Raw genomic sequence first — 13,548 nt, 5'->3', positions numbered from 1 at the left:
CTTCTTCGACTGACCCCACCCCGCCCCAGAGACTTCCCAGAGACCGTCGATCATGAAGTTGACGGCACTCAAGGAGATCGACTTCGCCGTCAACTTCATGATCGACGGCAAGAACAGGGCTAGGCGGATTCGCGCAGGGCCAGGTGGTGGGGGGCCACCAGCTCGCGCGGTGGGGAGTCGCGGTCGGGGCCCAGGCGACCGGCGAGCAGCTCGACCGCGAGGCGGGCGATGCGTTCCTTGTCGGGGGCGACAGTGGTCAGCGTCGGGATCGAGAAGCGGCCGTCCTCGATGTCGTCGAAGCCGGCCACTGCGACGTCCTCGGGCACGCGCAGGCCCATCTCGTGCAGGGCGCGCAACGCGCCGAGCGCGAGCGTGTCGTTGAAGCAGAAGACGGCGTCGGGGCGTACCCCCGTGCTGAGCAGGTGCCGCATGGCGGCGGCGCCGTCCGCGCGGTGCCAGGCCGGCGCGGGCGCCACCAGGCGGGCGTCGTACGCGATGCCGGCCTCGGCCAGCGCGGCGGTGTAGCCGGCCAGGCGGAGCCGGGCGCTGGCGCCTTCGGGGGTGCGCTGGGAGCCGATCGCGGCGATCCGGCGGCGGCCGAGCCCGATCAGGTGGGCGGTGATCTCGCGGGCGGCGGCCACGTTGTCGATCATGACGTGGTCGGCGGGGCCGTGGTCGACGCGCTCGCCGAGCAGCACCATGGGCAGGCCGGCCAGCGCGGCGAGGTCGTCGGCGGTGAGTGCGAGCGGGCTCAGGATCAGTCCGTCGATCATGTGGTCGCCGATGCCGCTGGCGGCCTTGCGTTCCTGTTCGGAGCCGCCGCTGGTCTGGTCGATGAGCACGGTCCAGCCCTGGTCGGCGGCGGCGGTGACGACGTGCCGGGCCAGCTCGGCGAAGTAGGGGATGTCCAGCTCGGGCACGGCCAGCGCGATCACACCGGTACGGCCCTTGCGCAGGTTGCGGGCCGACAGGTTGGGCCGGTAGTTGAGTGCGGCGATGGCCTCCTCGACCCGGGCCCGGGTGTCGGCGCGCACGTGCTGGTAGCCGTTCACGACGTTGGAGACGGTCTTCACCGACACTCCGGCCCGCTCCGCGACGTCCTTGAGCCTGTGCCGCACTGCACTTCCTTCCGGTGAACGCTGGCCGCACTGTACCGCGCCACGACGACGCGACTGCCTCTTTACACGGGCGCTTACAACGTTGTAGAAACCACTGAAAGCGGAGTGACCGCGGTCACCCGCAACAGCAGCGAGGGAGAGGTTGGCATCGTGCCGAACGCGCAGCTCACGATCGATCCGGCGTTCCGGATCGCGCCGGCGGACCGCCGGATCTTCGGTTCCTTCGTCGAGCACATGGGGCGCTGCGTCTACGGCGGGGTGTACGAACCGGGACATCCGAGCGCCGACCGGCGGGGTCTGCGGCGCGACGTGCTGGACCTGACCCGCGAGCTGGGCGTGTCGGTGGTCCGGTACCCGGGCGGCAACTTCGTCTCCAGCTACCGCTGGGAGGACGGCGTCGGCCCGGTCGGCGACCGCCCGCGCCGGCTCGACCTGGCCTGGAAGACGATCGAGACCAACGAGTTCGGGCTGGACGAGTTCATGACCTGGGCGGCGGAGGCCGGTGTCGAGCCGATGATGGCCGTCAACCTCGGCACCCGCGGCGTCACCGAGGCGCTCGACCTGCTGGAGTACACCAACCACCCGGGCGGCACCCAACTGTCCGACCTGCGCCGCAAGCACGGCGCCGAGCAGCCGTACGGGGTGCGGCTGTGGTGCCTCGGCAACGAGATGGACGGGCCGTGGCAGGTCGGGCACAAGACCGCCGACGAGTACGGCCGCCTCGCCGCCGAGACCGCCCGCGCGATGAAGATGATCGACCCCTCGATCAGCCTGGTCGCCTGCGGAAGCTCCGGCCGGGGGATGCCCACGTTCGCCGCGTGGGAGGCGACGGTGCTGGAGCACACCTACGAACACGTCGACTACATCTCCGCCCACACCTACTACGACCCCTCCGACGGCGACCGGGCCAGCCTGCTCGCCTCCGCCGTCGACATGGACGCCTTCATCACCGAGGTCGTCGCCACCGCCGACCACGTGGGCGCCAAGCTGCGGCAGAAGCGCAAGCTGAAGATCTCGTTCGACGAGTGGAACGTCTGGTACCAGTCCCGCCTCCAGTCCGACCTGGACCGGCGCGGCTGGGTCGAGGCGCCGGCGCTGATCGAGGACGACTACACGGCCGTCGACGCGGTGGTGGTGGGCGACCTGCTGATCACCCTGCTCCGGCACGCCGACCGCCTCGGCGTGGCCTGCCAGGCGCAGCTCGCCAACGTGATCGCCCCGATCCGTACCCGCAACGGCGGCCCGGCCTGGCGGCAGAGCATCTTCCACCCGTTCGCGCTGACCGCCCGGTACGCCCGCGGCACCGTGCTGCGGACCGAGCCCACCGGCCCGGCCTACGAGACCCGGCGGTACGGCGACGTGCCCGCGCTGGACACCGTCGCCGTGCACGACGAGGAGACCGGTGGGCTGGCCGTCTTCGCGGTGAACCGCAGCTCGCAGGACGTCCCGCTCGACCTGGACCTGCGCGGCCTGCCCGGCCTGCGGGCCGAGGCGCACACCACTGTGGCGGCCGGAACCGACCCGGACGCCACGAACACCGAAGCGGACCCGGAGCGGGTCACGCCCCGGGACCTCACCACTCCCACTGTCGACGGCGGCCGGGCCTCCGTGCTGCTGCCGGCCACCTCCTGGAACCTGCTGCGCTTCGTGCCGGCGCTGTGACCAGGCAATACTCCATCCCGTCCCCCAAGGAGTACCCATGATCCAGAACGAGATGAGCCGGCGGCGCCTGCTCGGCCTCGGCCTCGGGCTCGGCGCGGCGGCCACGCTGACCCTCAGCGGCTGCGGCGGCGGCAGCAGCTCCGACAGCTCCGGCGCGTCCGGCAACGGCGGCAAGGACTACACCGGCCCGAAGGTGGACCTGAAGCTGTGGAACGGCTTCACCGGCGGCGACGGCGAGATCTTCAAGGCGCTCGTCCAGCAGTTCAACGGCGAGCACCAGAACATCGCGGTCAGCGTGATCACCTACGAGTGGCAGGACTACTACAGCAAGCTCCCCGGTGCGGTCTCCAGCGGCAACGGCCCGGACATCGCGGTCATGCACATGGACCAGCTCGCCACGTTCGCCGCCCGCGGCACGATCAGCGAACTGGACGACGTGGCCAAGGCCCTGGAGCTGAGCGAGGGCGACTTCGCCCCGACGGTCTGGAAGGGCGGCCTCTACAACGACAAGCGGTACGGCATCCCGCTCGACATGCACCCGCTGGGCTTCTACTACAACAAGGCCGTCATGCAGAAGGCCGGCCTGGACCCGGAGAAGCCGCCGACGACCCGGGACGAGTACACCGCGGCGCTCACCGAGCTGAAGAAGTCCGGCGTGCAGGGCTTCTGGGTCAGCCCGTTCCAGTTCACCGGCGGGATGACCTTCTACAGCCTGCTGCACCAGTGGGGCGGCACGCTCTTCGACGCCGAGGTGGCGAAGGCGACGTTCAACTCCGACCCGGCGGTCGAGGCCTGCACCTGGCTGGTCGACATGATCAAGCAGGGCCACTCCCCGGCGAACGTCGGCCAGGACGCCGACTACCTGGCGTTCAAGAACGGCAAGAACGCGTTCACCTGGAACGGCATCTGGCAGATCAACGATCTGAAGAAGAGCCCGAACGTGCAGTGGGGCGTGGCGCCGCTGCCGCAGATCGGCAGCCAGAAGGCCGCCTGGGCGAACTCGCACAACTTCACCATCGTCAAGCAGCGCTCCGCGAACGCGAACAAGACCGCCGGGGCGAAGGTGTTCATCAACTGGCTGAGCCAGCACTCGCTCGACTGGGCCAAGGGCGGCCAGGTGCCGGCTCGCAAGGCGGTCCGCGAGAGCGGCGACTTCAAGGGCCTCACCGAGGTCAACGCGCTCGCCCCGGAGCTGGAGTACGCCGCCTTCCCGCCCGCCGCGCCGGGTCTGGGTGAGGTCATGCTGACCTTCTACAGCGCGTTCAACGAGGCGGCGCTGGGCAAGAAGTCGCCGAAGCAGGCGCTCGACGACGGCGTGGCCAAGGCGAACAAGCAGCTCGAGGACAACCGCAAGAAGTACGGGAACTGATCCGCCGTGGCGGACGTGATCGAGGCCGGGGCGGTGCGTGAGAACGCGCCGCCCCCGGCGGCGCCCACCCGCCGCCGGGGCGCGACGGAACGCGGCAACCGCGCGACCCCGTACCTCTTCCTCGCGCCGTACCTGATCCTGTTCGGCGTCTTCGGCCTGGCGCCGATCCTGTTCGGGCTCTGGATCAGCCTGCACCAGTGGGACCTGCAACTGCCCAACCGGCCGTTCGTCGGGCTCGGCAACTACCGGGACCTGTTCTCCAGCGAGTCGGCGATCTACGGGGACTGGTGGTCGAGCGTCCGGGCCACCGGGATCTTCACGCTGTTCTCCGTACCGCTGCTGGTGGTGATCCCGCTCGGGCTGGCGCTGCTGCTCAACCGCTCGTTCCCCGGCCGGACGTTCTTCCGGGCCGCCTTCTTCGCGCCGTACGTGCTGGGCGTGGCGGTGATCGGTCTGCTCTGGCGGTTCCTGCTGGACGCCAACCTGGGCCTGGTCAACCGGCTGCTCGGCGTGGCCGGGCTACCGTCGGACACCCCGTGGGTGACCGACGTGCCGTGGGCCTGGGTGTCGCTTGTCGGCGTGACCGTGTGGTGGACGTGCGGCTTCAACGCGGTGATCTACCTGGCCGGTCTCCAGGACATCCCGGCCGAGCTGTACGAGGCGGCCAAGGTGGACGGCGCGGGCGCGTGGGACCGGTTCCGCCACGTCACGATCCCCGGCCTGCGGCCGGTGATGCTGTTCGTCTTCACCACCACGATCCTCGCCTCGGCGAACGTGTTCGGGCAGGCGTTCCTGATCACCCAGGGCGCGCCCGGCGAACAGACCCGGACCGTGGTCTGGCGGATCGTCGACGAGGGGCTGCGGGACTACGACGCCGGGCGGGCCGCCTCGATGAGCGTGTTCTTCGCGCTGTTGCTGGCAGTGGTGAGCGTCGTCAACTTCCGGCTGTTCCGCTACCGGGAAGACTGAGGGCTACGACATGAGGAACATGCGCGCGGTGGCGCGGTACGGCGTCCTGCTGCTGATCACCGCAATCTTCGTGACCCCCCTGGTCTGGATGCTGCTGACCTCGGTGAAGACGTACGACGACGCGCAGCGGGTGCCGCCCGGCTGGCTGCCGGACCCGTTCTCCACCTACGGCTACGGGCAGATCGTCGACAACGCGGCGAACCCGGTGCTGCGCTGGTTCGTCAACAGCATGGCGGCGGCCACGCTGCACACGCTGCTGGTGCTGGTGACCGCGTCGATGGCCGCGTACGCGCTGGCCCGGATGCGGTTCCGCGGCCGCAAGGTGCTGTTCGCGCTGATCGTGGGCACCCTGTTCCTGCCGCCCACCTCGCTGATCATCCCGAACTTCATCATCGCCGAGCGGCTGAACTGGATCGACACGCTCACAGTGGTGATCGTGCCGGGAGCGGCCAGCGCGTTCGGGGTGTTCTTCCTGCGCCAGTTCTTCCTGTCCATCCCGGCCGAGCTGGAGGAGGCGGCGGTGCTGGACGGCGCGAACCACTGGCAGATCTTCCGGCGGGTGCTGCTGCCGCTGTCGAAGCCGGCGCTGGCGACGCTCGCGGTGCTGTCGTTCCTGACCAACTGGAACGACTTCCTCTGGCCGGTGTACGTGCTGTTCAGCCCGGAACGGCTCACCCTGCCGGCGGGTCTGGGCCTGCTCCAGGGCGCGTACGTCACCGACTATCCGGTGATCATGGCGGGCGCGGTGCTGGCGAGCGTGCCGGTGCTGATCCTGTTCGTGCTGGCCCAGCGGCACATCATCCAGGGCGTCTCCCGCAGCGGCCTGAAGGGGTGAGCGGATAGGGAACGGCCCCCTTCTCGACGCGCGCCGGCGTCGAGAAGGGGGCCCTTCAGGTGCCCGCCTCAGGGGGTGGGGGCGGGCTCGGGGGTGTCCGAGTGCTCGCGCCGGGCCAGCCGGTTCTTGCGGTGGCCGTACCCGAAGTAGATGACCGCGCCGATCAGCATCCAGGCGAGGAACCGCAGCCAGGTCTCCACCGACAGGTTCAGGCTCAGGTAGAGGCACGCCACGGCGGTGAGGATCGGCAGCACCGGCGAGAACGGCACCTTGAACGGCCGCTCCAGGTCGGGGCGGCGCTTGCGCAGGATCGGCACCGCGATGGCGACCAGCGTGAACGCGCAGAGCGCGCCGATGCTGACCAGGTCGGCGAGCGCCGACAGCGGCAGGAAACCGGCCAGCAGCGCCACCGCGATCGTCATGATCCCGGCGATCCGGTACGGGGTGCCCCAGCGCGGGTGCACCTTGGCGATGGCGGGCGGGATGAGCCCGTCCCGGGCGATGGCGAAGCCGATCCGGCCCATGGCCACCAGGTCGACCAGGATCACGCTGGTGAGCCCGGCGACGGCGGCGATGGAGACGAGCACCGCGGCCCAACCCGCGCCGACGGCCCGGAACGCGGACGCGATCGGCGCGCCCTCGTCGATCTCGGTGTACTTGACCATGCCGACCACGACCAGCGAGACGCCGATGTAGAGCACCGTGGAGATCACGAGCGTGCCGAGAAGGCCCAGCGGCAGGTCCCGCTTGGGCTTGCGGGTCTCCTCACCCAGGTTCGCCACGGCCTCGAACCCGGTGTACGCGAAGAACACGACGGCGGCGGCGGTGAGCACCCCGACGAAGCCGAAGACGGAGGGTTCCAGCCCGAAGAGCGCCTGGGTGACCGGTTGCTTGATGCCGTCGTCTCCGGCGCCGGCCGGCTCGGCGGACGGGATGAACGGGCTGAGGTTGGCCGCCTTGACGAAGAACAGCCCGGCGATGATGACGAAGGCACAGATCGCCACCTTGACCAGCACGAGCAGGTTGGTGACCCGGGCCGACTCGCGGATGCCGACGATGGCGACCACGCCGAGCACCAGCACGATGCCGATCGCGCCGAGGTTGACGACGCTGCCCTCCTCGGCGAACCAGGCGCTGGGCAGGCCGAACAGGTCGGCGAGGTAGCCGGACCAGCCGCGGGCCACCACCGCCGCGCCGAGCGCGAACTCCAGCAGCAGGTCCCAGCCGATGATCCAGGCGACGATCTCGCCCATCGTCGCGTACGCGTAGGTGTAGGCGCTGCCGGCGGTCGGCACGCTGCTGGCGAGTTCGGCGTAGCAGAGCGCGGCGAGCAGCGCGACCAGGCCGGCGATGCCGAACGAGATCACCACGCCCGGCCCGGCGCTGTTGCGCGCCTCGACGCCGGTGAGCGTGAAGATGCCGGTGCCGATCACGATGCCGATGCCGAAGCCCATCAGGTCGACCGCGCCGAGCCGGCGCCGCAGGCCCGGTTTGCCGTCCTCGCCGTCGGCGTCGCCCTGGGCGAGCACGTCCCGGATCGGCTTGGTACGCAGGACCGACATCTGATCACCTCCCCCGCCGTGTGGCCGCCACGGTGGCGGTCTGCGACCGGCAAGCTACCCAGCCGTTTTCCGCTCCAATCCCGCACCGTGTGTCTCGGAATCGTCACGATCCGGCCGATCGGACGACACGGGACATCGATCGGCCGTCAGGGTCTTGCGCCGGGCACGGATAGATGAAAGTTTTCTACCGGAGGTATGGGTAGCGCGGCGAATCTTGCCGCCACGCCCCGCCGCCGACCGTCCCCCCGGACCCGACGAAGGGACCGCACCGCATGAAGGCAACTCGGCTCGGAGCCGCCGCGCTGGCCGCGGCGCTGCTCGGCACGCTGGTCGCCGGCACGCCGGCGCAGGCCGCCCCCGGCGACACCGGCACCGCCACTTCCCCCTCCACCGACTGCGTCACCGACCCGGCCACCCCCAAGCGCCAGTTCCGGGCCATGTGGATCGCCTCGGTGACGAACATCGACTGGCCCAGCAAGGACTCCTGGACCGCACCGGACCAGGTGGCCAAGCAGAAGGCCGAATACCTGGCCTGGCTCGACCTGGCCCAGAAGCTCAACCACAACGCCGTCGTGGTCCAGGTCCGCCCGACCGCCGACGCGTTCTGGCCCTCGCCGTACGAGCCCTGGTCGGAGTACCTGACCGGCGTACGCGGCAAGAACCCCGGCTGGGACCCGCTGGACTTCCTGGTCGCCGAGTCGCACAAGCGCAACCTGGAGTTCCACGCCTGGTTCAACCCGTACCGCGTCTCGATGCCCGCGCCCGGCGGCGCCGGCGCCGACCTGTCGCAACTGGCCCCGGACAGCCCGGCCCGCCAGCACCCGGACTGGGTCTTCGCCTACCCGCCCGCCGGCGTCGCCGGCAGCCGGCTCTACTACAACCCCGGCGTCCCCGAGGTCCGCGAGTTCGTCCAGACCGCGATGATGGACGCGGTCAAGCGGTACGACATCGACGGCGTGCACTTCGACGACTACTTCTACCCGTACCCGAGCGGCACCCACCAGGTGCCCGACGACGCCACGTTCGCGGCGTACAACCGGGGCTTCACCGACAAGGCCGACTGGCGGCGGGACAACATCAACCTGCTGATCCAGGAGATGAACGCCAAGATCAAGGCGGTCAAGCCGTATGTGAAGTTCGGCGTCAGCCCGTTCGGCATCTGGCGCAACGCGTCGGCCGACCCGAACGGCTCGGACACCACCGGCTCGCAGTCGTACGACATCATCTCCGCCGACTCCCGCAAGTGGGTCAAGGAGGAGTGGATCGACTACATCGTGCCGCAGCTCTACTGGTACATCGGCCAGTACCCGGCGGCCGACTACGCCCGGCTGGTGCCGTGGTGGGCCGAGCAGGTGCGCGGCACGCGGGTGCAGCTCTACATCGGCCAGGCCGACTACAAGAGCGGTGACCCGGCGTACGGGTCGTTCTGGATGAACCCGCAGGAGCTGTCGAACCACCTGACGCTCAACCGGTCGTACCCGGAGGTGCTCGGCAACGTGCACTTCTCCGCGGTGCAGGTCCGGGCGAACCGGCTCGGCGCCACCGACATCTACGCCGCCGAGCACTACTCCCGCCCGGCGCTGGTGCCCACCATGACGCACCTGCCGCGCAAGCCGCTGCTGTTCCCGGTGGTCACCAAGGCCCAGCGCGAGGCGGACGGGGTACGCCTGAGCTGGCGTCAGCCGGCCGACGGCAAGGGCCCGCTCGGCACCGCCTCGTCGTACGCGATCTACCGGTTCGACGGGCACGGCCTGGCCGGGCGCTGCGACTTCGCCGACGCCTCGCACCTGGTCGGCACCGTTCGGGCCACCGACGGCGCCGTGCAGTCCTGGGTGGACACCACGGCGGCCGACGGCGCCCGGTACACCTACTACGTGACCGCGCTGGACCGGCTGGCGAACGAGAGCCCGGCGAGCCCGCCGCGCTTCGTGCGCTGACCCCCACCGGATGCCCCCGGGCCGCCTCGCGCGACCCGGGGGCATTCGTCTGTTCAGGCGGATGTCAGCGAGCCGCTCTCCGGGGCATCGCCCCAGCTCACCCATTTGATCGACACTTGTCGACATCCGGAGATCCCGGCCACCACCCGCGGAGGTTCCCGTGTCCCGTCGCCTCGCCACCACCCTCGCCGCCGGCGCGCTCGCCCTGCTCACCATGCTCGGTCTGGCCACACCGGCCGCCGCCGCGGTGAGCACCCAGCAGAAGCTGTCCGTCCTGACCAGCTGGACGCAGACCAGCGCGTCCAGCTACAACGCCTGGAACAGCGCCCGGCAGAACCGGGCGCCCTGGACCGAGTACGGCTTCGACTGGTCCACCGACTACTGCTCGTCCAGCCCGGACAACCCGATCGGGTTCAACTTCAAGCTCTCCTGCTACCGCCACGACTTCGGCTACCGCAACCACAAGGCGATGGGCGTCTTCTCGGCCGCCAAGTCCCGCCTGGACAGCGCCTTCTACGCCGACCTGAAGCGGGTCTGCGCCACGTACAACGCGGTGGTCCGGCCCGCCTGCTACAGCCTCGCCTGGACGTACTACCAGGCGGTGAGCGTCTTCGGCTCGGTCGCCGCGGTCTCCCAGGCCGACCTCGACCGCGCGGCACGGATGAAGGCCGACGCCGAACGTCGCGCCGCTGCGCGCGCCTGACCCATCGCACGGGGAGTCCGCCGCCCGGCGGGCTCCCCGTCCGGCTCAGCCGGCCGTGCTGCGTGGCTCGAACGCCGGCCAGGAACCCGGCGGCCGCACGCCGAACCGGGGCGAGTCGGCGGCCAGGTCCGGATGCTCGACGTGCAGCGCCAGCGCCGCCACCTCGTCCAGCCGCAGCCCCGACCCGGCGCCGTAGGCGGCGTCGAACGCCTCGTCACCGAGCACCCGGCGCAGCTCCTTCTGCCGGGCCGACCAGTACGGGCCGTATATCCCCGGCGTGGCCCGCAGGTTCGCCCGGGTGGCCTGCGCCGCCCCGAACAGCCGGGCCGCGGAGAGCGCGTCTCCGGCGAGCGCGCAGCGCACCGCTATCGCGTTGATCGTGTCGCAGGCCCGGCCCAGGTAGCCGTGGCTCATCCGGGACCGCAACGCCACCAGCAGATGCTCGTGCGCGGCGACCAGATCGCCCCGGGCCAGGGCCACCATGCCGAGCAGCATGTCCACCGACCGGCCGCCCCGCTCGGCCGGCCGGGCCGCCTCGACCGGGCGGGCCGCGGCGAGCAGGTCGGCCGCCTCGTCCAGCGCGCCCCGGCGCCAGAGCAGCTCGGCGAGGTTGTAGACGGCCAGCAGCGCGTCCCCCACCACGTCCTGCGCGAACGCCCAGTCGATCACCTCACGGCAGACCCGCTCCGCCTCGGCGAACTGCCCCATGTCGACCAGCGGCGCGGCGCGTCCGGCCAGCACCCGGGCCAGCAGCCCCCGGTCGCCGGACTGCCGGGCCGCCGCCTCGGCCCGCTGCGAGTACCGCAGCTCCTCGCCGAACTCGCCGTCCGCGCCCGCGTGCAGCGAGTGCATGTGGTACGCGGCGGCCAGCTCGGCGTCCGGCATCACCTCGCCGGTCTCGGCGAGCCGGCCGTAGAGTCGGAACAGCCAGAGCCGCCCCTCCCGGGCCAGCCCGCGCTCCCGCCACCACTGGTCCAGGTCACCCGCCAGCGACAGCCCCGACCGGGCGCTGCCGCCGGTGGCGCACCAGCGCAACGCGGCCCGCAACTCGTTCGCGAGCGGGTCGAGCGCGTACAGGGACAGCGTCACCGGGCGACCGTCCGCTCCCAGGTGTGCCCGGTCCAGCGCGTGCCGGCACCAGGCGACGTGCCGGTCCCGGGCGCTCTGCTCCTCGCCCGCCTCGACCAGCCGCCGGGCCGCGTACGCCCGGATCGGGTCGAGCATCCGGTAGGTGCTGCCGGAGGCGTGCGGCTCGGCCAGCACCATCGACTTGTCCACCAGCACCGAGAGCGGGTCGAGCGGGTCCTCGTCGAGCAGCCACTGCACGGTCGGCAGGTCCACCGGGCCGGCGAACACCGCCATCCAGCGCAGCAGCCGGGCCGAGCGCGCGCCCAGCGTCCGGTACGACCACGTCACGGTGGCCTGGATGGTCAGGTGCCGCTCGCTGGCCGAACGCTGCACCGCCCGGGTCGCCGGGGTGGGCGGGGCGGCGCCGGTCGCGGCGGCCACCAGGTCCACCGTGTCCTGCTGGTTGCCGCTCCAGCCCGCCTCCACCGGCGGCGGTTCCGCGGTCTCCCGGCCGGCGTCGAGCGTGCCCAGCATGTCGTCCAGCCGCTCGGCAAGTTGCCCGGCGGATAGCACCCGCAGCCGGGCCGCGGCCAGCTCGATGGCCAGCGGCAACCCGTCCAGGCGGCGTACCACCCGGTGCAGGTCGGCCTGCTCGGCGGGCTCCGGCGCGCGGCCGCCCCGGGCCACGGCGGTACGGTCCAGCAGCAGCGCCACCGCGTCGCTGCCCCCGCCGTCGGGCCCCTCGTCCACCGACAGCGGCGGTATCCGCCACACCACCTCGCCGGGTACGCCGAACGACTCCCGGCTGGTCGCCAGCACCCGCACCCCCCGGCCACCCGCGAGCAGCCGGCTGATCACCTCGGCCGACGCGGCGGTCTGGGCGTCGCAGGTGTCCAGCAGCACGAGCATCCGGCGCGGCGCCGCGTACTCGACGAGGGTGTCGAGCATCGGCCGGCCCGGCTCGGGACGGAGGCCGAGCACGGCGGCGATCTCGAACGCCACCAGCCCCGGGTCGGTCACCGCGGCGATGTCGACGAACCAGACGCCGTCCGGGTAGTCCTCGACGATCCCGGAGGCCAGCTCCACCGCCAGCCGGGTCTTGCCGGCGCCGCCCGCGCCGAGCACCGTCACCAGGCGGTACGCCTCGACCAGCCGCCCCAGCTCGGCCCGCTCGGCCTGCCGGCCGACGAACGAGGTGACCTGGGTGGGCAGGTTGTGCGCTGTCGCGTCGGCGGTACGCGGACGCGGGAACCGCCGCTCCAGCCCGGGCGCGACGAGCTGGAACAACCGCTCCCGGTCGTCGAAGCCGCGCAGCCGGTGCAGCCCGAGGTCCAGCAGGGACACCCCGTCCGGCAGCGGGTCGGCGTGCTGGGCGGTGGCGGCCGAGCAGAGCACCTGCCCGCCGTGCGCCGCGGCGGCCACCCGGGCGGCCCGGTGCACCTCGGGACTGGCGTACTCGCCGTCGCGGGGCTCGGCGTAGCCGGTGTGCAGCCCCATCCGTACCCGGGGGGTGGCGTCCGGGTTGGGCCAGTCGTGGCCGGCGAGCGCGCGCTGCGCGGTAAGGCAGGCGCGGACCGCGGCGGCGGCGTCCGGGAACGCGAGGAAGAACGAGTCCCCCTCGGTCAGCAGCTCCGCGCCGTCGGTGCCGGCCAGGGTGTCGCGCAGCAGCCGCCGGTGCTCGTGCAGGACCGGGCGGTAGACCGGGCCGAGCATCCGGGCCAGCCGCGTCGAACCCTCGATGTCGGTGAACACGAAGGTCACCCACCCGCTGGGGAGGTGGTGTCCTTGCGACATACGTCGAACCTCCGCCCGGTGACGTCGGGTTCATGCTGCCCTATGGTCGTGCCGTCACGCATCGTGAGAACGGCTGGGCAGATTCCGCCCCAAGGTGCCAAAAGATCACAGCGGCGGCAAGACCCCGATCGACCCGCGGGACGGGCGGCGGAAAGTCAGCAGCCGCAGGAGCCGCCGCAGCAACCGCCACCGCTGGGAATCCCACCGCTCGGAGCGGAGCCGCCCCGGCCGGTGACGGCCACCGTGGACAGCAGTTTCACCGTGTCGGCGTGGCCCTGCGGGCAGGTGGCCGGCCGTCCGGCCTCGGCCATCGGGCGGTTGACCTCGAAGGTGTCGCCGCAGGCGCGGCAACGGAACTCGTACCGGGGCATGTCCCAAGCGTACGGCCGGGCCTGACGTCGTCACCCGGATGGGTGATACTCGACGGGTGGTGGACGGCGAACGGCGAGCGACGGCCCGGCCCCTGCGACCCGCCGCGCCGCCGCCCGACGACGGTGCCCCGCCCGTCCCGCGTCCCCGGCGCGAGCGCGA

10 protein-coding genes are annotated in these 13,548 nt (G+C 71.7%); 6 read left to right on the top strand and 4 right to left on the bottom strand.

The window, feature by feature from the left end; translation table 11 throughout:
* Positions 1-119: 119 nt before the first annotated feature.
* The gene (locus tag EAD96_RS25850; RefSeq protein ID WP_121686093.1) at positions 120-1,118 is read right to left on the bottom strand and encodes a LacI family DNA-binding transcriptional regulator; all 999 of its coding nucleotides are present in this window, start codon (positions 1,116-1,118) and stop codon (positions 120-122) included.
* A 150-nt stretch (positions 1,119-1,268) separates the two neighbouring features.
* On the opposite strand from EAD96_RS25850, the gene EAD96_RS25845 reads away from it, so the two are divergent.
* The 4 genes from EAD96_RS25845 to EAD96_RS25830 are packed head-to-tail and all read left to right on the top strand — an operon-like array spanning position 1,269 to position 5,953.
* Positions 1,269-2,780 carry an alpha-N-arabinofuranosidase gene (locus EAD96_RS25845; protein WP_121686094.1) on the top strand — a complete coding sequence of 504 codons (1,512 nt, stop codon included), beginning with the start codon at positions 1,269-1,271 and terminating at the stop codon, positions 2,778-2,780.
* Between the two features lie 37 nt (positions 2,781-2,817).
* Positions 2,818-4,149: an ABC transporter substrate-binding protein gene (locus EAD96_RS25840; protein WP_120572987.1), complete on the top strand. Its 1,332-nt coding sequence runs from the start codon at positions 2,818-2,820 to the stop codon at positions 4,147-4,149.
* A gap of 6 nt (positions 4,150-4,155) precedes the next feature.
* Positions 4,156-5,118: a carbohydrate ABC transporter permease gene (locus tag EAD96_RS25835; RefSeq protein ID WP_121686092.1), complete on the top strand. Its 963-nt coding sequence runs from the start codon at positions 4,156-4,158 to the stop codon at positions 5,116-5,118.
* A gap of 10 nt (positions 5,119-5,128) precedes the next feature.
* The gene (locus EAD96_RS25830; RefSeq protein WP_121686091.1) at positions 5,129-5,953 is read left to right on the top strand and encodes a carbohydrate ABC transporter permease; all 825 of its coding nucleotides are present in this window, start codon (positions 5,129-5,131) and stop codon (positions 5,951-5,953) included.
* A 68-nt stretch (positions 5,954-6,021) separates the two neighbouring features.
* On the opposite strand, the gene EAD96_RS25825 is transcribed toward EAD96_RS25830, so the two are convergent.
* On the bottom strand, positions 6,022-7,515 hold the full coding sequence (locus EAD96_RS25825) for an amino acid permease (RefSeq protein ID WP_120572985.1): 1,494 nt from the start codon (positions 7,513-7,515) through the stop codon (positions 6,022-6,024).
* Between the two features lie 272 nt (positions 7,516-7,787).
* Between EAD96_RS25825 and EAD96_RS25820 the strand changes: the two genes are divergently transcribed.
* On the top strand, positions 7,788-9,452 hold the full coding sequence (locus EAD96_RS25820) for a glycoside hydrolase family 10 protein (protein ID WP_121686090.1): 1,665 nt from the start codon (positions 7,788-7,790) through the stop codon (positions 9,450-9,452).
* A gap of 160 nt (positions 9,453-9,612) precedes the next feature.
* Complete coding sequence (locus EAD96_RS25815; RefSeq protein WP_121686089.1) at positions 9,613-10,155, top strand: phospholipase; 543 nt, start codon at positions 9,613-9,615, stop codon at positions 10,153-10,155.
* Between the two features lie 45 nt (positions 10,156-10,200).
* Here EAD96_RS25815 and EAD96_RS25810 read toward each other — a convergent pair whose 3' ends face one another.
* Together EAD96_RS25810 and EAD96_RS25805 are read right to left on the bottom strand one after the other, a co-directional pair.
* Positions 10,201-13,017, bottom strand: a complete 2,817-nt coding sequence (locus EAD96_RS25810) for an adenylate/guanylate cyclase domain-containing protein (RefSeq protein ID WP_121686088.1) — start codon at positions 13,015-13,017, stop codon at positions 10,201-10,203.
* 155 nt (positions 13,018-13,172) lie between these two features.
* On the bottom strand, positions 13,173-13,388 hold the full coding sequence (locus EAD96_RS25805) for a zinc ribbon domain-containing protein (protein WP_013288739.1): 216 nt from the start codon (positions 13,386-13,388) through the stop codon (positions 13,173-13,175).
* Positions 13,389-13,548 lie beyond the last annotated feature (160 nt).

This window comes from Micromonospora sp. BL1 (assembly GCF_003667485.1).
Classification (GTDB): Bacteria; Actinomycetota; Actinomycetes; order Mycobacteriales; family Micromonosporaceae; genus Micromonospora; species Micromonospora tulbaghiae.
Note: the sequence above shows the minus strand (reverse complement) of the source record. Positions and strands in the feature narration are given on the sequence as shown.